Origin of the sequence: Phenylobacterium sp. Root700 (assembly GCF_001429025.1) — a bacterium.
In the GTDB taxonomy this organism is placed as follows: domain Bacteria; phylum Pseudomonadota; class Alphaproteobacteria; order Caulobacterales; family Caulobacteraceae; genus Phenylobacterium.
Map to the genome: position 1 here is coordinate 326,953 of NZ_LMHT01000035.1, position 18,327 is coordinate 345,279.

Sequence of the window (18,327 nt, forward strand, 5' to 3'; positions counted from 1 at the left end):
CGAATTGCGAGCGGAGGGCGTTCTACTCCCAGAACGATCAGCTAGTCGATGGCTGCGCCGGGCGTTTTTCCAGCTCAGGCTGGTGTTGAACCGCCAGGCAGGCCGCTGCGGCGACGGCGCCCACCGCCAGCCACCACTCCTGCCAGACGCCGAACGACACCGCCGAGAACACCAGATAGGCGCCGGCCGTCGCCGCGCCGGCCGCCCGGCCCGCGTCACGATTGGGGCCGCTCTGACGCGCGATGACCACGCACCAGAACACCGCCGCGGCCATCGCGCCGATCAGTCCCAGTTCCAGCCAGACCTGCAGGGCTGCGTCGTGGGGGTGCAGCTTGATGCCCGGCGCAAACATCCGGCTGGCGTCGAGCCCCCAACCTCGCAGCGGATGGTCGCCGATCCAGTCGGCGGCATGACGCCAGTATCCCATTCGCTGGGACCATGAGAGCGACACGTCGGCTTCAAGCTGTTGATACCAGCCCAGCTTGCGGGTCAGCCAGACGATGCCCGGCGCCGCCAGGAACAGCACAGCCGCCAGGCCGCCCAGCACCCGGGGCGCGACCACCGGCCAGGCGTAGACCGACAGCCCGAACATGATGCTGGCCACCAGGGCGATAATCGGCGCGTCGGCTTCCAGCCTCAGGCTGGCGCCGGCGATCCCCGCGACCATCAGCAAGGCCGGCCATATCCCGGCGCCTATGCGGCGGCCGGCCACCGCCGCCGCTGGGGTCAGGACCGCCAGCACGAAGCCGCCCTGGGCGACATTGCGCACCGCCAGGTCAGGCCGGATCGGATCGCCGATCGCCGTGCGCAGCGCCTGATAGAGCGCGGCGCCGGTCAGCGCCTCCACCGCCAGCACGAGCCCCAGCAACGCCATGCCCCAGACCAGGATCCTCAAGGCGGCGATCCGTGTACCGGCCGAGGCCGCGCCGGCCGCGCGGAACAGCGCCCAATAGAGCACCGCCTGCGCGAGAAGCTTCAACCCGGTCGCGCTTTCGAGACTAGTGGGCGTGAAGGGACTCCAGGCCGTCGAACTCAAGGCCCAGACGGCCAGCACCAGCACCGCGATGGCGGCCGGCCGATCCTCTTCAGTGATACGCAGGCCTCGGAGCGTGAGCAGGCCGCCGAGCGCGGCGACCGGCGCGAAAGCCAGCGGCCCCACCCATGCGAGCAGGGGCGCAAGGGCGAAGACCCCGCCCAGCACCCAACCGAACCAGGCGACGCCGTCGCCCGGCGTGCTCGCCTTGGCTGAACTCACGCCGCCGTGCCCATCGGGACGTATTTCTCCCGCATGGTGACCAGTTCCTCGGCCAGGGTCGGGTGGACGGCGCAGGTGGAATCCCACTGTGGCTTGGTCACGCCCATCTTCAGGGCGACGGCCGCCATCTGGATGATCTCGGGCGAATCCGGACCGACCACGTGGCAGCCGAGGATGCGCTCGCTGCCGGCCTCGACCACCAGCTTGATCAGGCAGCGCTCGTCGCCGCCGTAGAAGGTCGTCTTCATCGGCCGGAAGCGCGAGAGGTAGATGTCGACCTTGCCGTGTTGATGACGGGCGTCGGCTTCCGACAGGCCCACCGAGCCGACCGGCGGCTGCGAGAACACCGCCGAGGCCACCATGTCGTGGTCGAAGGTGGTCGGATTGCCGTAGAATTCGGTCTGGGCGAAGGCCGCGCCCTCACGGATCGCCACCGGCGTCAGGTTGATCCGGTCGGTGACGTCGCCCACCGCCCAGATGTTGTCGACATTGGTCTTGGAGAACTTGTCGACGACCACCGCGCCGGCGTCGTTCAGCTTCACGCCGGCGGTCTCGAGGCCGAGGCCGTCCACATAGGGCTTACGTCCCGTGGCGAACATGACCAGATCCGTCGCGATGGCGTGGCCGGAGGTCATGTGGCTGATGAAGCCGGTGTCGGTCTTCTCGATGCTGTCGTGTTGGCAACCGAGCACGATCTTGACGCCGCGCTTCTTCATTTCCTCGGTGACGTGCGCCCGGACGTCGTCGTCGAAGCCGCGCAGGATGTTGGCGCCGCGATAGACCAGCGTCGTCTCCACGCCCAGCCCGGCGAAGATCCCGGCGAACTCCACGGCGATATAGCCGCCGCCGGCGATCATGATCGACTTGGGCAACTGCGGCAGTTGGAACGCCTCTTCCGAGGTGATGATGTGCTCGGCGCCGGGAAACTCGGTGGGGTTCCAGGGGCGGCCGCCGGTGGCGATCAGCACCTTGTCGGCGGTGATCGTCTGCTTGCCCTCGACCACGATGGTGTGGGCGTCGGTCAGCCGGGCCTTGCCATGGACGATCTCGGCCCCGGCGTTGTTGAGGTTGGTGACATAGATGCCCGACAGCCGGGCGATCTCGCGGTCCTTGGCTTCCAGGAACCGCTTCCAGTCGAAGGTCGCCTGGCTGGGCGACCAGCCGTAGCCCTCGGCGACCTGGGCGTTGTGGGCGAACTCCGAGGCGTAGACCATGAACTTCTTGGGCACGCAGCCGCGGATCACGCAGGTGCCGCCGACGCGGTGTTCCTCGGCCAGGGCGACCTTGGCGCCGGACATGGCCGCCAGTCGTCCGGCGCGCACGCCGCCCGAACCCGCGCCGATCACGAAGAGGTCGTAGTCGTAGTTCGCCACGTCTTACTCCTTACGGCTCGAGGGTGACGACGCCGTCGGCCGTCCCCACCAGAGCCACATCCGCCAAGTCGAGGAACAGGCCATGTTCGACCACGCCGGTCACGCTCTTCAGCGCGGCGGCGAGCGCTGCGGGATCCTCGATCCGCCCGCAAGCTGCGTCATAGATGAGGTTGCCGTTGTCGGTTTTCACCGGCACGCCGTCCTTGACCCGCAGACGCGGGGCGATCCCGAGGTCGCATTCGCCCAGCGCATCGCAAATCCGCAGCATGGTGGTCTCGTGTCCGAAGGCCACGACCTCGATCGGCAGCGGGAACTTCCCCAGCTTGGCGACCCGCTTCTCGGCGTCGGCGATGACCACGCAGCGCTTGGAAGCTTCCCAGACCAGCTTCTCGCGCAACAAGGCCGCCCCGCCGCCCTTGATCAGGGCCAGGGCCGGGCCGATCTCGTCGGCGCCGTCGACGGTCAGGTCGATGGACCGCACCGGGCCAAGCTCGCCCAGGCGGATGCCCAGGCTCTCGGCGAGGTTGGCGGTCGCGAGCGAGGTCGGAACCCCCAGGATGTCCAGCTTGCGCGCCGCCAGCGCCTTCACGAACCAGGCCGCGGTCGAGCCGGTGCCCAGGCCCACGACCATGCCGCTTTCGACCAGTTGGGCCGCGGCCTCCCCGGAAGCCTTTTTCTGCGCGTCAGCGTCCATTGGAAAACCTCGTCATCGCCGGGGCAGCCCCCGCGGCGATCCATATTCAGTTGAGTTCGGCGGTTCTTAGGCGGCGCGGACCTGCCGGGCCACGACGAACTGCGCCGCGATGCTACTTCTTGGCCCGCTTGGCGAGCTTGGCCGCCCGGAACCGCGCCGCCCAGCCCTCTTTCTCCACCTGCCCCGAGCGCTCCAGCGCCAGCGCATTGTCGGCCACGTCGCGGGTGATCACCGAGCCCGAGCCCGTATAGGCCCCGGCCCCGATCCGCACCGGCGCCACCAGCGATGAATTGGACCCGACGAAGGCGCCTTCCCCCACATGGGTCTCGAACTTGTCGAAGCCGTCGTAGTTGCAGAAGATCGTGCCCGCGCCGATGTTGGCCTTCGCGCCCACGGTGCCGTCGCCCAGATAGGACAGGTGATTGGCCTTGGCGCCCGCGCCGACCTTCACCTTCTTCACCTCGACGAAATTGCCGATGTGGGCGTCCTCGCCGATCTCGGCGCCCGGACGCAGGCGGGCGTAGGGACCGATCAACGCCCCAGCCATGACCTTGGCGCCCTCCAGATGACTGAAGGCGCGGATGACCGCGCCGGTCTCGATGCTGACGCCTGGCGCGAACACCACGAACTGTTCCACCAGGGTCCCGGCCGCGATCTGCGTATCCCACGAGAAGTGCACCGTCTCCGGGGCCAGCATCGCCACCCCCTCGGCCAGGAAATGGGCGCGGCGGCGCTGCTGGAAGATCGCCTCGGCCTGGGATAGCTGCAGCGGGGTGTCGGCGCCCATCACCGCGCTCTCAGGCGCGATGGAGGCCTTGACCAGCAGGCTTTCGCCGGTGGCGATCCGAACGATGTCGGTCAGGTAGTACTCGCCCTTGGCGTTGTCGTTCGTCACCTTCGACAACCAGCCGAACATCGCCTTGCAGTCGGCGGCCATCATGCCGGCGTTGCAGACCCGGACCGCCAGCTCCTCCGGCGTCGCCTCCTTCGGCTCGACGATACGCAGCACGTGGCCGTTGGCGCCGCGCAACACCCGTCCGTACAGCAGCGGATCGACCGGCTCGAAGGCCAGCATGGCCAGCGCCACGCCCTCGGCGCGCAGCTTGAACAGCGGCTCCAGGTCCTTGGGCTCCAGCAGCGGGCAATCGCCGTTGAGCACCAGCACGTCGCCCTGGAAGTCGGCCAGCACCTCTCGCGCCGCCAATACCGCGTGGCCGGTGCCGAGCGGCGGGTCCTGCACCGCCACGGCGTCCTTGCCGAGCCGGGCCTCCACCAGCGCCCGGACGCCCGGGCTATGGTTGCCCACCACCACCACGATGCGTTCGCAGCCGCTGGCCTGCACGGTGTCGATCACCCGGTCGAGGATGGCGCGGCCGCCGACCTTGTGCAGCACCTTGGGGATCGGCGACTTCATGCGCGTGCCCTGGCCTGCGGCCATAATCACAGCGGCGCGTGGGGTCATGGATCGGTCCTTACGAGTCGGGCAGACATTGCAATCATGCGGCGTTTAGCCGAAACGGCGAGCGGTTTCGACGGAGGCTTTCCTTGACTGACCTTACGGCCCTGGCCGGCGCCACCATAGTCTTCGACCTCGACGGTACGCTGGTCGACTCCGCGCCCGACCTGATCGGCACCCTCAACGTCATCCTGGCGCAGGAAGGGATCGCCCCCCTGCCCTTCGACGAGGCCCGGCCGTTCATCGGCCATGGCGCGCGCCGGCTGCTCGAGCGCGGGTTCGCCGCCCAAGGCCATCCCGCCCCCGCCGAGCGTATGCCCGACCTCTTCGCGCGGTTCATCGCCCACTACAACGAACACAGCGCCGACGAGACCAGACCCTATCCCGGCGTCGTGCGCTGCCTGACTGAATTGAAAGCCGCCGGCGCCCGGCTGGCGGTCTGCACCAACAAGCTGACCGACCTGTCGCTGCCGATTCTCGAAAAGCTGGACCTCATCGACTTCTTCGACGCCGTGATCGGCGCCGATCTGGCCCCTGCGCCCAAGCCCGACGCCCGCCACCTGACCCACACGATCGCGGTCGCGGGCGGCCGGATCGACCGCGCCGTGATGGTCGGCGACGCCTCCACCGACGCCGGCGCGGCCCGCGCCGCCAAGGTTCCGCTGGTGCTGGTCAGCTTCGGCTACACCGAGGTTCCGGCGGCCGAACTTGGCCCCGACGTCCTGCTCCACCATTTCGACGAACTGAAGAATGCGTGCGTAACGCTTCTGACCGCTTGCCCGGCGCAGGACGTCAGGCTATAGGCGCAACCCTTCCGGAGGATGCGTAGCTCAGCGGGAGAGCACCTCGTTCACACCGAGGGGGTCACAGGTTCAATCCCTGTCGCATCCACCAATTTTTTCAGCGGGTTAGAGATTTCTCCCCGCGGCGCTTGCCAGAAAACTGCCATCAGGACCGGTATCCGAGCGCAGTTTTGCGCGCGTCGAGCAGGCCTGATGCCGATCCGCGCGTACTCTCCCCCGCCTACAACCATAAATTCAGAGCTTCGCAACCCGGCGGCTCCATGGTGCCGGCGGGGAGCTAGCTGCTCGCCGGTTGGGGAACAGGACCGTCCATGCAGGGTAGGTTTACAGGCGCATCGTCAGCGGGAGCAGCGATGCAGACGTTGCTCGATAAGGCAATGAAATCGAAGCCGCTTGAGGGACTCGAGCAGGTCACCATCACCCGTGTGGCTCTCTCCCGAACACTCGATGAAGCCGTGACCATTGGCCGAGGCTTCGCGCTTCGGGCGGTGCAAGAGGAACAAGACCGGCAACTGCAGGAGCGCCGTAGACGTCAGGCCACCGCCCCAGCCCGGCTCCGGGCGGCCTGCACATCTTGCTTGCGCCGTTCCTGGTCCGTCGTCGTCGGCCTAGTGGCGCTCTGGTTTGGCGTGGCCTTCGCGGCTACCGCGGTTGCGACCCTTGGGTGAGATAGACGACCACGTGGGATTTGCATGGGTGGATGCGAACGCGCGGGTCGAACTCGCTTCGCTCGCGAGCGATTTGCGGGAACTCAGCGATCAGATCAAACGCCGCCTCGAGCGCATCCTGATAGCGCTCGGCTTGGGTCACGCCGAAGGCTTGAACGCTCGCGACATATATCTCGATCAGATCCTCTTCGGCGCGGCGGCTGAGCCTATAGCTCATGACCCACGCCAGCTCGACGACGGGCTTCGGCGCGGATGTCCTGCATCGTCTTTTCGCTCACGCCGCTCTCGACGCCTTCATCGATAAGATGCTGCAAATGCGCGATCTTCTCGGCGCGCTCCTGATCCCTCCGGATCAGATCGCGGACGTAGTCGCTCGCATTGCTGTAGCGGCCGGTTTCAGCTCGCCCTTCCACCCAAACCTTCATGGCGTCAGGCAGAGAAACATTCATGGTCGCCATTGGGGCACCTCCATCGTCACAGTGACAAAATTGGCAAAGATTGTCAATTTTTGGGGTCTGCCGGATGGCTCGCGCGTTGAGCGTCCTAACCACCGAACATCAGCTCACCGACCAACGCCCGGTCCTCGGATGGCCGGTCCTGAGCTCCGTCGGCAGGATCGTCACCGCCCCCTTCCCCGCTCAACCCGGCGAGATGACCCGCCCATAGGTCCAGCGCGGCCCGCTTATCAGCCAGATATTCATTGCGATCGTAAACGGCGGTGACCGCAGCGCCCTCCTGGGCGGTGTGGCCGAGCACCTTGCCGATGATGAAGCGGCGAACGCCGTATTTCTCGCCCGTGAGGACGGTCGCACCAGAGCGTCGGAAATCGTGCGGCGACCCCGGCGGCAGTTCCTGACGTTCGCAGATGCGCGATACGGCCCGTGTCATGGCGTGGGGCTCGAGATGCTGCTGCGGCTTGGTCGGCGAAGGGAAGATGTACTCTCCATTTCCACCGGGCAGCCGCCTGGCCAGCGCGAGTAGCTCCATCGCGTCGTCTGACAGGGGTACGACGTGGGTCCGACCATTCTTCGCCCGCTCGAGCGAGATGGTCCACGTCTTGGTCGCCGGATCGATCTCCACCCACCGGGCGCCGGCTGTCTCGGTGCGCCGCCGCAAACTGGCGCCGCTAGCGCCAGACATCTTGCATGGGCGGACGACCAAGGCCGAGCGCGACCGCCGGCCGCCCTCACTATGATCGGCGGCGTGATCCATGGGGGATCACAGGAAACCGCGATCGGTGCGGCTTGCCTGCCGCGGCGTACGGCGGACAAAGATCATCCTAGACCCCCGCCTAAAGAGGAACCGCCATGAAACTCGACAACACCATCTGCGCTGTAATCACCGGCGGCGCTTCGGGGCTGGGTGCGGCGACCGCACGGCGACTGGCGAGCCACGGGGTGAGGGTGGCTCTGTTCGACCTCAACGCCGACCTGGGCGAGGCGCTGGCGAAAGAGCTCGGCGGCGTGTTCTGCCAGGCCAATGTCGCCTCTAGCGAGGACATCGACGCCGCCTTCGCCAAGGCGCGCGCCGCCCATGGACAGGAGCGGATTCTGGTCAACTGCGCCGGCGTCGGCGGCGGCGCCAAGACCGTGTCGCGGGATAAGCAGACCGGCGAGATCAAGGAGTACCCGCTCGAGAACTTCGAGCGGATCATCCAGATCAATCTGATCGGCACGTTCCGCTGCATCACCAAGAGCGCCGCCGGCATGCTGACCCTGCCGGTGCTGGAGGACGGGGACCGCGGCGCCATCGTCAACACAGCGTCGGTGGCGGCCGAGGACGGTCAGATCGGCCAGGTCGCCTACACCGCGTCCAAGGCGGGGATCGTGGGCATGACCCTCACCATCGCCCGCGACCTCTCCAACGAAGCCATACGGGTCAACACCATCCTGCCGGGCATCTTCGACACCCCGCTGCTGGCGCGCGCCGCCGAGCATGTGAAGGCGGGCCTCAGCGCCTCGGTGCCGTTCCCCAAGCGGCTGGGCATGTCGGAGGAATACGCCCAGCTCGCCGAGACGATGATCACCAACGGTTACTTCAACGGCGAGGACGTGCGTCTGGACGGCGCGATCCGAATGGCGCCGCGCTAATCCGCAACGAGCGCGCGGAAAGCCGTCGGCACGTCGCTGATGTCGATGATACCGACCTCAATCCGCTCGGCCCTAGCCCATCGCAAGCATGGCGCGGTCGATACCGCCTTGCTGCGCTTGTGGGCGCTTCCCGCCCTGTCGGGCGCTCTTGTCGCCGTCGCCGCCGCCTGGGCCAAGGGTCCGGTGCTGATGACCATCTTCGCGGTCTTCGCCACCCTCGCGGCCCTACACATGGCCTTGGGCAAGGATACCTGGCGGATCGCCCAGCAACTGCCTGGACGCATCGGCCAAAGCGTCATGGCGTTTGTCATCGCCTGCGTCTCGGTCATGATAGGCATTGGCGGCGGCGCCTTCACCGTCCCCACCCTCACCCTGTTCGGCCATCCCATCCATCGGGCCGTCGGCACAGCCGCGGCGATCGGCGTGCTCATCGCCATTCCCGGCGCTATCGGCTTCGCCATCAGCGGTTTGGGCCGACCTCTGCGCCCGCCCTACTCCCTGGGTTACGCCAACCTGATCGGCGTGGCTCTAATCGTCCCCTCAACGGTGATCGCCGCCCCCTGGGGCGCCGCCCTCGCGCACAAGCTTGACCGCAAATGGCTGCGGCGCGCCTTCGCGTTGTTCCTGGGCGCCACCGGCCTGAAGATGGCCCTTAGTCTGATGTGATCTGGCCTGGTTCCGGCGCGAGGCCGCCTAATGCCCGCCGCCCGATCCGGCGGCGCGCTTGGGCCGCGGCGCCAGCCAGATCGTCGTCGCGGCGATGGCGAACACTCCAGCCGTCGCCAGGAACATCTGGTTGGTCGACAGCATCACCGCCTGGGTCTGCACCAGCCCTTCGAGTTGCCCCAGAGCCTGGCTGGGCGAGAAGCCCTGGCCGGTCATCCCATCCAGCGCGGCCTGCGGCTGATTCAGCGCTCCGACCAGATCCGCGCGCTTGGCGCTGGCGCCGTTCTCCCAGGCCGTGGTCATGATCGAGGTCGCGAACGCCCCGGCCACCACCCGTAGGAAGTTGGCGACGCCGGCCGCCGCAGCCGTCTCCTCCTCGTCCACCGCGCCCAGCGCGATGGTCTGGGTCGGGATAAAGAAGAACGGCATGGCGAAGCCCAGCGCCAGTTGCGGCAAGGCGATGGTCATGAAGTCGGCGTTGGTGGCGAAGTGGCCGCGCCAGATGGCGACCCCCGCCATCCAGAACACCCCAAACGAGACCAGCGCCCGCGGATCGCGCCTAGCCACCTGACTGGCGACTATCGGCGACATCACCACCGCAAGCACGCCTTGGAAGGCCGCCGCGTAGCCGGCCGAAGTCGCCGTGTAGCCCATGTTCGTCTGGAGCCAGAGCGGCAGGAGCACGACGCTGGCGAAGAACGCCCCGAAGGTGAGACTGAGGGTTGTCACCCCTATGGAGAACCCTCGGTGACGGAACACCCGCAGGTTCACGATCGGGTTCTGCGCCGTCAGCTCCCAGATCAGGAAGGCCGCGAAACCGACGGCCGCGACAATGGCCAGGACGATGATCGTCGACGAGGCGAACCAGTCCAGCTCCTTGCCCTTGTCGAGCATGATCTGCAGCGACCCGACCCACAGGATCAGCAGACCCAGGCCCACATAGTCGACCGGCACGCGGCGGGTCGCGCCCTGGTGCTTGATCAGCGCGCGATAGGCGAGGAACGCCACGCCGAAGGCCACCGGGATATTGATGAAGAAGATCCAATGCCAGCCGATGCTGTCGGAGATCGTACCGCCCAGGATCGGCCCGGCGATCGGCCCGACCACCGTGGTCATGCTCCACAGGCCCAGCGCCTGGGGCGCCTTTTCCTTGGGGAAGATCTGTAGCAACAGGGTCTGCGACATTGGCATGATCGGCCCGCCGCAGAGACCTTGCAGCACCCGCGCGAACACCAGGATGCCAAAGGTCGGCGCGAGCCCGCAGAGGATCGAGAAGACCCCGAACCCAACCAATCCAAAAACGAAGACCTTTACGGCCCCGAACCTCTGAGCCAGCCAGCCTGACAGCGGCACGGTGATCGCCTCGGCCACCGCATAGGAGGTGATCACCCAGGTGCCCTGGCTGGGCGAAACCGCCAGGCCGCCGGCGATATGCGGCACGGCCACGTTGGCGATGGTGATGTCCAGCACCACCATGAAGTTGGCCAGGCCGAGCAAAAGCCCGGTCACCAGCAGCGCCATCCCAGTCAGGGGTGCCGGCGTCGATTGGCTCTGGCTCACCCGCGTGATCCTACTTTGAGACGTCGATCACGGCGTCCATGGACAGGCCGACCCGAAGCGGGTGCTCGGCCAGTTCCTTGGGGTCGAGAGTTATGCGGACCGGCACGCGCTGGACCACCTTGATCCAGTTGCCGGTGGCGTTCTGGGCCGGGATCAGCGCGAAGGCCGAGCCGGTGCCGCCGGCCAGGCCCGAGACCTTGCCGTGGAACTTCACGCCCTTGCCATAGAGATCGCTGATCAACTCAACCGATTGCCCCGGCCGCACCTTGCGCAGCTGCACTTCCTTGAAGTTGGCGTCCACATAGGCGGTCTGGATCGGCACGATACTCATCACCGGTGCGCCGTTGGCGACCTTCTGGCCGACGACCACGCTCTTGCGGGCGACAACGCCGTCGACCGGCGAGCGGATGGTGGTGCGGGCCAGGTCCAGTTCGGCTTGGGCCAGCTTGGCGCGGGCGATGGCGACTTCGGGGTTGCCCTCGACGTTGGTCCCGGCGACCAAGACATTGGCGGCCTTCTGCTGGCCGGCCGACTGCGCGGCGGTCGCTCGGGCCTGGGCCAGGCCCGCCTGGGCCGCGGCGAGCGCCGCCTTGGCCGCCTGGAAGCGGTTCTCGGCCTGAGTCAGCTCATCACCCGACACAGCGCCCGATGCTGACAGGTTGCGACGGCGGCCATACTCGACCTCGGCGCGGGAGAAGTCCGACCTGGCGCTGGCCAGCATGGCCTCGGCCCGCGCGACATCGGCGGTGCGGGCCGCGGTCTGGGCGCCCAGGGCCTCATCATTGGCGAAGTATTGGCCGACACGCCGCTCGGCCTGGCCCAGCTCGGCCCGGGCGCGGTCGACGGCCAACTGATAGTCGGCGGCCTCGATCACCGCGATGACCTGCCCCTTCTTGACCACAGCCGTCTCGCCGACCGGCGTCTGGACGATCGGCCCGGAGACCAGCGCCGTCACCTGGGCGGTGTCGGCGTTGACGTATGCGTTGTCGGTGGCGACGTGGCGCGAGCCGACCAGCACCCAATAGAGCCCCCAGATCACCGCGACGGCGACGATTACGCCGCCCAGGATCAGGAACAGACGCTTGCGGCGCGCGCCATTGGCGGCCGCAGGCGCGGTTGAGAGAGCCGGCGCGGCGGCCATGGCTTGCGGCTTTGATCCGATATCGTCGGGCATGGGGGGCCTTTCCGGGGAGGACGGAAACGGTTGGGGTCAGGCTGCTCGGAATCCGCCGCCCAGGGCGCGGACCAGAGCTGCATCAAGGGTCAGGGCGCGCGCCTCCAGATCGGCGGCGGCGCGCCTTTGCAGGATCACGGCGTTCTCGGCGGCCAGGACCGCGGTGTAGGAATCAAGGCCGCCCTCGTAGCGCATCTTGGCGATGCGATAGGCTTCCTCGCCCTTGGCCAGGGCCTGCCGGGCGGCGATCAGCCGGCTCGCCAGGGCGCGTTCGCTGACGGCCGCGTCGGCCACCTCCTTCAGCGCCTGGACCAAGGTCGCGTCATAGGCGGCGACGGCTGAGTCGTATTCGGCCCGCGCGCCACGATAGGCGCCTGAGAGCCGCCCGCCCTGGAAGATCGGCAGGCTGAGCGCCAATCCCGCCTGACCGATGTCCGACCCGCTGTCGGTCAACAGGTTCAGGCCAAGCGATTGCGCGCCGATGAAGCCGGCCAGGTTCACGTTCGGATAGAAGGACTTGCGCGCGACATCGGTGCGCTTGGCGGCCGCCTCGGCCCGCAGTCGCGCGGCCGCGACGTCGGGTCGGCGGCCCAGCAGATCGGCCGCCAGGTTCGTCGGCAGGCCGAAATTCCGGGTCGCCGGCGCCGTGGGCAGGACGATGGCCAGGCCGCGATCTGGTCCCGCGCCGAGCAGCGCGGCGATCTGGTCTCGGGCCAGGCCCACCTGCTCTTGAGCTGCGGCCAGCTCCTGGTCGGCGCTGGCCAGGCCGGCCTCGGCCTGTCTCAGCTCGCCCTGGTTGGCCGCGCCGTTCTCGACCCGCTGAGCCACCAGCTTGCGGGTCGCTTCGCGGTTCGCCTGGGCCTGACGGGCGGCTTCCTCGCTAGCGAAGGCCCGCGAGAGTTCGGCATAGGCCCCGACCAACGAGGTCGTCAGCATCAGGCGCGCCTGGGCGGCGTCCATCTCGGCGGCGGCCGCCTCCGAGGTCGCGGCGGCCAAGGCCGCGCGGTTCTTGCCCCAAAGATCGAGATCGAACGACAGGTCCAGGGTCGCCCGACCGGTGTCGTTGTAGCCCCTGGGCACGAAGTCCGGCGGGATGCCGTTGTTGTAGCTCTGCTTGGCCTCCGCCGCCTGGGCGTTCAGCGTGGCGCTGGGCAGCAGCGCCGCCCGGCTCTGCTGGGCCCGCGCCTGGGCCGCCCGCACCCGGGCCTCGGCTTGAGCCAGGGTCGGCGATCCGGCCAGCGCCTCATCGACCAGGGTGTCGAGTTGAGCGTCGCCATAGCTCTTCCACCACTGATCGGCCGGCCATTCGGTAGCTGGGGCGTCGAAGCTCGAGGTTGCGGCATAGGCCTGCGCTGGCCGGATCTGGGGGACTGGCCCCAGGTTCGGAACGGCCGCGCAGCCCGCCAGTAGGAGGGCCGCCGTCACGGGGGGGAGAATCAGGCGTGCCATGCCGCGTCTCGAAATCACGAAGGAAAAGTACGACCTATGAAACCGTACGGTACGGTCATATGTTCCTCAGACTGGACCTCGTCAAGCGTTAACCGTACAGGATGGTCAGATGACATCTCCGCCTCAGAGCAAGCGTGAGGAACGCCGCGACGAGCGCCGCGACGGCATTCTCGACGTCGGGCGCGACTGCTTCCTGGTCGACGGCTACGCGGCCACCTCGATGTCCAGCATCGCCGCGCGCCTGGGCGGCTCCAAGGGCACGCTCTACAACTACTTCAAGTCCAAGGAGGAGCTGTTCGAGGCGGTGATGCAACGCCAGTGCGGCGCCCTGGCCGAGACCCTGTTCGACGTCACCGACGACGGCGAAGCCCCGCGCGAGCGACTGGAACACTTCGCCAGCGCCTTCCTGACACGGCTGCTGACCTCGGAATCTCTTGGCATGTATCGCGTCGTGGTGAGCGAGAACGGCCGCTTCCCGGAAATTGGCCGCATGTTCTACGACATGGGCCCCAAGGTGATCCTGACTAAGATCGCCAGCTACCTTTCCGACCTCATGGACCAGCGCGTGCTGCGCCGCGCCGACCCCATGGTCGCGGCCCAGCAGTTCATGGACCTCGCCATTTCAGGCGTCCTGCAACCACGGGTATGGGGCGTGATCTTGGGCGATATGACCGACGCCGAGGTCGAGGAGCAGGTCAACAACGCCGTCGACACCTTCCTGCGCGCCTACCGGCCGGACTAGGCTCGAGTCCACCTTCCCGGTGGCGGCCTCCGCTCGGCGAGAAAGCCTATTGATATATTTCTATACTCTTATATTCAAAAGGCGTGGGCAGCTTCGGACGGCCCGAATTCAGTAATCGCCTGACGGATCATCCGGCTGGGAGCGCCTCGCGCCTCCGCCTCGTCGGCGGCCACGTGAACGTCTGAAGGCGCCAAGGCGCAGCTCGGGCCTGGCCGGCTATCGCGCCGTCAGGTCCGCTCCTCTCTTCAAGCATTCCCATGGCCTACCCGCGTGGCGGCGCGGGCTCTCGCGGCCGCTGATCCTCCACCCAAGGGGATGTCTCCGTGCTTATGAAATCTTCCGCCGCCACGCTCGGCCTGGCCCTTGCCCTTGGCCTCATGCCAGGCGGCGCCAAGGCCGCGCCCGCCGCCGATCCCGGCGCCCGGCTATGGCTGCAATGCCGGGCCTGCCATTCGCTGAAGGCCGGCGAACCCAACAAGATCGGTCCGAACCTGCACGGGATCATCGGGGCCAAGGCCGGCTCCCGCCCCGGCTTCCGCTATTCGCCGGCGATGGCGGCGTCGGAAATCACCTGGACCGACGCCGCGCTCGACGCCTGGCTGACCAAGCCGATGGCCATGGTGAAGGGCTCCAGCATGGCTTTCGCCGGCATGCCGGCCGCTGACGACCGCAAGAACCTGATCGCCTACCTCAAGCGCGAAACGCGCTGACCGCAGACGGGAAACAGACATATGAACCAGCCTCATCTCACCCGCCGCTCGCTCGCGTTCGCCGCCGCCTCGGCCGCGGTCATCGCCGGGGCCGCGCCGCGCCGCGCCTGGAGCGCGACCCAGGCCGACGTCATCGTGCTGGGCGCCGGCCTGGCCGGCCTAAACGCAGCCATGCTGCTCGAAGAACAAGGCCTGAAGGTCATCGTCCTGGAGGGACGCGACCGCGTCGGGGGACGGGTCAACACGCTCTATGACGTGCCCGGCCGCCCGGAGAGCGGCGGCCTCCAGGTCGGCGAAGCCTATGCTCGGGTGATCGACACCGCCGGGCGCCTTGGCGTCGGTCTCGTCGCGCCGCAGATGGACCCCGGCGGCTTCGGGATCATCTCCGGCGGCCGCACCATGACGATGGCCGACTGGCCGAGCGCTCCCCAGAACAAGCTCGACGGCGAGGACCGCGCCAAGCCGCCGTTCGCCCTGCTCGAATCCTATCTGCGCAAAACGCCGCCGCTCGAAACCCTCGCCAGCTGGCGCGAACCGGAAATGGCAGGACACGACATCGCACTCAGCGCCATGCTCACGAACATGGGCGCCTCACCGCAAACCCTGCGCCTGATCAACGCCTCGCTGAACGCCAACCACATCGACACGGTCTCGGCCCTGCACATGATGCGGGCCGCCACGGTGTTCCGTCTGGGCGGCCGCAAGACCTTCGTGATCGAAGGCGGCTCCAGCCGCCTGCCGCAGGCCATGGCCAAGTCGCTGAAGGCTCCCATCCGGCTGAAGACCTCGGCGACGGCGATCTCGGTCGAGAAGGACGGGGTCAGCGTCACCACCGCCAGCGGAGCGGTGATCCGCGCCCGCCACGTGATCTCCACCCTGCCCTTCAGCGTGCTGCGCGACCTGAGCCTCGACGCACCGCTTAGCCCGCAGCAGGCCAGCGCCATCGCCGACATGCCCTATGTCCGCATCACCCAACTGCACTTCACGGTGGCCGAGCCGTTCTGGAAGACCGATGGCGCGCCCCGCTACATGTGGAGCGACGGGCCGCTGGACCGGGTGCTCGACTATGGCGGCTCGAACGACGGCGTACTCAACGCAGTGATCTGGCTGAACGGCGAAAGCGCCGACGAGGCCGACCGCGCGCCGGCGCAGGCCATCGCCGCCAAGCTGATCGCGGAGTTGGAGGCCGCCCGCCCGGCCGCCAAGGGGCAGCTCACCTTCGAGAAGCGGGTCAGTTGGCAACGTGATCCGTTCGCCCGCGGCGCCTATCACCACTGGGCGCCTGGCCAGATCTCGCGCCTCGCGACCGCGAGCTTCGAGCCCGCAGGCCGGTTGCACTTCGCCGGAGAGCACACGGCCGACCTCGCCACCGGCCTGGAAGGCGCCATGGAGTCGGGCGAGCGGGCCGCGCTCGCCATCCTCGCCTCCGCCTAGAAAGCAGAAAGGCCGGAGCTCAGCTCCGGCCTTTCGTTCGTCAGGCGAAGCCCAGCGGCAGGCCCGCATCGGGCGTGAACCCATAGAGCGGCTCGCTCGGCACGGCGTCGGCCAGGATGCCGCGCACGGCCAGCAGCGCCTCGACGTCGATCCCGGTGCGCAGGCCCATGGCCTCCAGCATAAAGACCAGATCCTCGGTGACGATGTTGCCGCTGGCGCCAGGCGCGAACGGGCAGCCGCCCAGCCCGGCGAGCGAGGCGTCCAGTGTGGTGATCCCCACCTCCAGGCCGGCCAGGGCGTTGGCCAGGCCCAGGCCGCGGGTGTTGTGCAGATGCAGCCCGGACAGCGCATGGTCGCCGACGACGCCGCGCACCAGGCGCACCAGGCGCTTCACCTGCGCCGGGTTGGCGTAACCCGTGGTGTCCGACAGCCCGACCTCGTCGCAGCCCGCCTCCATCAAGGCCTCGGCGATCTCCAGCAGCTTCGAATCGGCGATCGGCCCTTCGAGGGTGCAGCCGAAGGCCGTCGACAGCCCGCCTTCGAAGCTGGGACGCTGCTCAGCCGGCAGGCTGGCGATCAGGGCCCCGATCTCGCGGGCTTCCTGCAGCACCTGGGCGTGGGTGCGGCGCAGGTTCTTCAAGCTGTGGGTTTCGCTGATCGACACCGGCAGCGTGATCTTGTGGGCGCCCGCCTGCACCGCGGCCTGCGCTCCGCGCAGATTCGGCACCAGCACCGCGACCGTCAGACCCGGAATAGTCCTGGCGAAGGCCACCACCTCGGCGGTGTCGGCCAGTTGCGGCAACAGGCTCGCGGGCACGAAGGACCCGACCTCGATCTCGCGCACGCCGGCCGCCGCCTCAGCGGTGATCCAGGCCTTCTTCGCCTCCAGCGGCATGATGGGCGTGATGCTCTGGAGTCCGTCGCGAGGGCCAACCTCGCTGACAAGGATGTCGATATCGGTCGCGGTGGTCATGTCGCCCCCTTGAAGCTCTAATGATATACTTATAGATCATTTTTAGGAGCGCCCGTCACGTAGGCAGGCGAGCGTATCAAAAAAGGACTGCGCCATGACCGGCGGCGACGACGCCCTCCCCCTCGCCGGACTAAAGGTGGTCGAGTTCACCCACATGGTGATGGGCCCCTCCGCGGGGGTCATCCTCGCCGACCTGGGCGCCGAGGTGATCAAGGTCGAACCGATCGGGGGCGACCCGACGCGCCGCTTGCTGGGTTCGGGCGCGGGCTACTTCCCGATGTACAACCGCAACAAGCGCAGCATCTGCGTCGATCTGAAGAGCCCCGAGGGCCTGAAGGTCGCCCGGCGCCTGGCGGCCGACGCCGACGTGGTCATCGAAAACTTCAGACCGGGCGCGCTGGTGAAGCTCGGCCTCGACTGCGAGTCGCTGCGCGCTGAAAATCCCCGGCTGATCTACTGTTCGGCCAAGGGCTTCCTGAAAGGCCCCTACGAGAACAGAGCCGCCCTGGACGAGGTGGCCCAGATGATGGGCGGCCTGGCCTATATGACCGGCCCTCCCGGCCGGCCGCTGCGCGCGGGCGCCTCGGTCATCGACGTCACCGGCGGCATGTTCGGCGCCATCGCCATCCTGGCCGCGCTGGAAGAGCGTCGGCGGACGGGCCTGGGCCAAGAGGTGAAGTGCTCGCTGTTCGAGACCACCGCCTTCCTGGTCGGCCAGCACATGGCGCAGATGGCGGTGACCGGCGTCGCCGCCAAGCCGATGCCGGCCCGCGTCTCGGCCTGGGCGATCTACGACGTCTTCGAGACCAAGGACGCCCAGCAGGTGTTTGTCGGGGTGGTCAGCGACGCCCAGTGGACGGCCTTCTGCCGCGGCTTCGCCCTGGACGAGTTCATCGCCGACGAGTCGCTGGCGCTCAACAATCAGCGCGTCGAGGCCCGGGACCGTATCCTGCCGAAGGTCAGGGAGCTGTTCGCCAGCCTCACCGCCGCCGACCTGCTGGCCAAGCTGGAGACGGTCGGCCTGCCCTTCGCGCCGATCTGCCGGCCTGAAGACCTGTTCGACGATCCGCAGCTCCAGGCGCAGGGGCTGGTCGACGTGACCTTGGCCGACGGTCGTACGACCAGCCTGCCCGCCCTGCCGGTCGAGATCGGCCAGCAACGGATGGGCGTGCGCATCGATGTTCCGAGCGCCGGCCAGCAGAGCCGGGAGATCCTCTCGGGCCTTGGCCTTGGCGGCGGCGAGATCGACACCCTGATCGCCGCCGGCGCAGTCGCCTGAC

At 67.9% G+C, this 18,327-nt stretch carries 17 protein-coding genes, 1 tRNA gene and 1 pseudogene; 8 read left to right on the forward strand and 11 right to left on the reverse strand.

What is annotated here, in order from left to right:
• Window positions 1-37: 37 nt before the first annotated feature.
• From ASE02_RS21280 to glmU, 4 genes are all read right to left on the reverse strand, one after another.
• Window positions 38-1,255: an O-antigen ligase gene (locus ASE02_RS21280; RefSeq protein WP_056737179.1), complete on the reverse strand. Its 1,218-nt coding sequence runs from the start codon at window positions 1,253-1,255 to the stop codon at window positions 38-40.
• The gene (gene gor / locus ASE02_RS21285) at window positions 1,252-2,628 is read right to left on the reverse strand and encodes a glutathione-disulfide reductase (protein WP_056737181.1); all 1,377 of its coding nucleotides are present in this window, start codon (window positions 2,626-2,628) and stop codon (window positions 1,252-1,254) included. The genes ASE02_RS21280 and gor overlap by 4 nt, the downstream gene beginning before the upstream one ends.
• Before the next feature lie 10 nt (window positions 2,629-2,638).
• A complete protein-coding gene (gene rpiA, locus ASE02_RS21290; RefSeq protein WP_056737183.1) occupies window positions 2,639-3,322 on the reverse strand; it encodes a ribose-5-phosphate isomerase RpiA in 684 nt (227 codons plus the stop codon).
• 112 nt (window positions 3,323-3,434) lie between these two features.
• The gene (gene glmU, locus ASE02_RS21295; protein WP_056737184.1) at window positions 3,435-4,784 is read right to left on the reverse strand and encodes a bifunctional UDP-N-acetylglucosamine diphosphorylase/glucosamine-1-phosphate N-acetyltransferase GlmU; all 1,350 of its coding nucleotides are present in this window, start codon (window positions 4,782-4,784) and stop codon (window positions 3,435-3,437) included.
• An 83-nt stretch (window positions 4,785-4,867) separates the two neighbouring features.
• Between glmU and gph the strand changes: the two genes are divergently transcribed.
• Together gph and ASE02_RS21305 are read left to right on the forward strand one after the other, a co-directional pair.
• Window positions 4,868-5,581 (forward strand): phosphoglycolate phosphatase, encoded by a 714-nt coding sequence (gph, locus tag ASE02_RS21300; protein ID WP_056737186.1) that lies wholly within the window; start codon window positions 4,868-4,870, stop codon window positions 5,579-5,581.
• A gap of 16 nt (window positions 5,582-5,597) precedes the next feature.
• A tRNA-Val gene (locus tag ASE02_RS21305) sits at window positions 5,598-5,672 on the forward strand.
• A 551-nt stretch (window positions 5,673-6,223) separates the two neighbouring features.
• Here ASE02_RS21305 and ASE02_RS21315 read toward each other — a convergent pair.
• From ASE02_RS21315 to ASE02_RS21325, 3 genes are all read right to left on the reverse strand, one after another.
• On the reverse strand, window positions 6,224-6,466 hold the full coding sequence (locus ASE02_RS21315) for a type II toxin-antitoxin system RelE/ParE family toxin (RefSeq protein ID WP_056737191.1): 243 nt from the start codon (window positions 6,464-6,466) through the stop codon (window positions 6,224-6,226).
• Window positions 6,456-6,707 (reverse strand): type II toxin-antitoxin system ParD family antitoxin, encoded by a 252-nt coding sequence (locus ASE02_RS21320; protein WP_056737192.1) that lies wholly within the window; start codon window positions 6,705-6,707, stop codon window positions 6,456-6,458. Before ASE02_RS21320 ends, ASE02_RS21315 begins: the two co-directional genes overlap by 11 nt.
• Before the next feature lie 85 nt (window positions 6,708-6,792).
• On the reverse strand, window positions 6,793-7,461 hold the full coding sequence (locus ASE02_RS21325; protein ID WP_056737194.1) for a site-specific integrase: 669 nt from the start codon (window positions 7,459-7,461) through the stop codon (window positions 6,793-6,795).
• Window positions 7,462-7,556: 95 nt separating this feature from the next.
• Here ASE02_RS21325 and ASE02_RS21330 point away from each other — a divergent pair, with 95 nt between their 5' ends.
• Together ASE02_RS21330 and ASE02_RS21335 are read left to right on the forward strand one after the other, a co-directional pair.
• Complete coding sequence (locus ASE02_RS21330; RefSeq protein ID WP_056737196.1) at window positions 7,557-8,339, forward strand: SDR family NAD(P)-dependent oxidoreductase; 783 nt, start codon at window positions 7,557-7,559, stop codon at window positions 8,337-8,339.
• A gap of 24 nt (window positions 8,340-8,363) precedes the next feature.
• Window positions 8,364-9,005, forward strand: a pseudogene (locus ASE02_RS21335) (sulfite exporter TauE/SafE family protein); the annotation flags it as partial.
• A 27-nt stretch (window positions 9,006-9,032) separates the two neighbouring features.
• On the opposite strand, the gene ASE02_RS21340 reads toward ASE02_RS21335, so the two are convergent.
• From ASE02_RS21340 to ASE02_RS21350, 3 genes are read right to left on the reverse strand one after another with little or no spacing between them, the layout of a single operon-like run.
• Window positions 9,033-10,565: a DHA2 family efflux MFS transporter permease subunit gene (locus ASE02_RS21340; RefSeq protein WP_293454560.1), complete on the reverse strand. Its 1,533-nt coding sequence runs from the start codon at window positions 10,563-10,565 to the stop codon at window positions 9,033-9,035.
• Window positions 10,566-10,575: 10 nt separating this feature from the next.
• Window positions 10,576-11,739 (reverse strand): HlyD family secretion protein, encoded by a 1,164-nt coding sequence (locus tag ASE02_RS21345; RefSeq protein ID WP_235536778.1) that lies wholly within the window; start codon window positions 11,737-11,739, stop codon window positions 10,576-10,578.
• Window positions 11,740-11,775: 36 nt separating this feature from the next.
• On the reverse strand, window positions 11,776-13,188 hold the full coding sequence (locus tag ASE02_RS21350; RefSeq protein WP_056737201.1) for an efflux transporter outer membrane subunit: 1,413 nt from the start codon (window positions 13,186-13,188) through the stop codon (window positions 11,776-11,778).
• A 109-nt stretch (window positions 13,189-13,297) separates the two neighbouring features.
• Between ASE02_RS21350 and ASE02_RS21355 the strand changes: the two genes are divergently transcribed.
• The 3 genes from ASE02_RS21355 to ASE02_RS21365 all read left to right on the forward strand — a co-directional run bounded on the left by ASE02_RS21355 (window position 13,298) and on the right by ASE02_RS21365 (window position 16,074).
• Complete coding sequence (locus ASE02_RS21355) at window positions 13,298-13,930, forward strand: TetR/AcrR family transcriptional regulator (RefSeq protein ID WP_056737203.1); 633 nt, start codon at window positions 13,298-13,300, stop codon at window positions 13,928-13,930.
• A 329-nt stretch (window positions 13,931-14,259) separates the two neighbouring features.
• The gene (locus ASE02_RS21360) at window positions 14,260-14,640 is read left to right on the forward strand and encodes a cytochrome c family protein (RefSeq protein WP_056737205.1); all 381 of its coding nucleotides are present in this window, start codon (window positions 14,260-14,262) and stop codon (window positions 14,638-14,640) included.
• A 21-nt stretch (window positions 14,641-14,661) separates the two neighbouring features.
• Window positions 14,662-16,074, forward strand: coding sequence for an NAD(P)/FAD-dependent oxidoreductase (locus ASE02_RS21365; protein WP_056737207.1), 1,413 nt, complete (start codon window positions 14,662-14,664; stop codon window positions 16,072-16,074).
• 40 nt (window positions 16,075-16,114) lie between these two features.
• Here the strand turns inward: ASE02_RS21365 and ASE02_RS21370 are convergent, their stop codons facing one another.
• Complete coding sequence (locus tag ASE02_RS21370; RefSeq protein ID WP_056737209.1) at window positions 16,115-17,047, reverse strand: hydroxymethylglutaryl-CoA lyase; 933 nt, start codon at window positions 17,045-17,047, stop codon at window positions 16,115-16,117.
• Between the two features lie 94 nt (window positions 17,048-17,141).
• Here ASE02_RS21370 and ASE02_RS21375 point away from each other — a divergent pair, with 94 nt between their 5' ends.
• A complete protein-coding gene (locus ASE02_RS21375) occupies window positions 17,142-18,326 on the forward strand; it encodes a CaiB/BaiF CoA-transferase family protein (protein WP_056737211.1) in 1,185 nt (394 codons plus the stop codon).
• Window position 18,327: the final 1 nt, after the last annotated feature.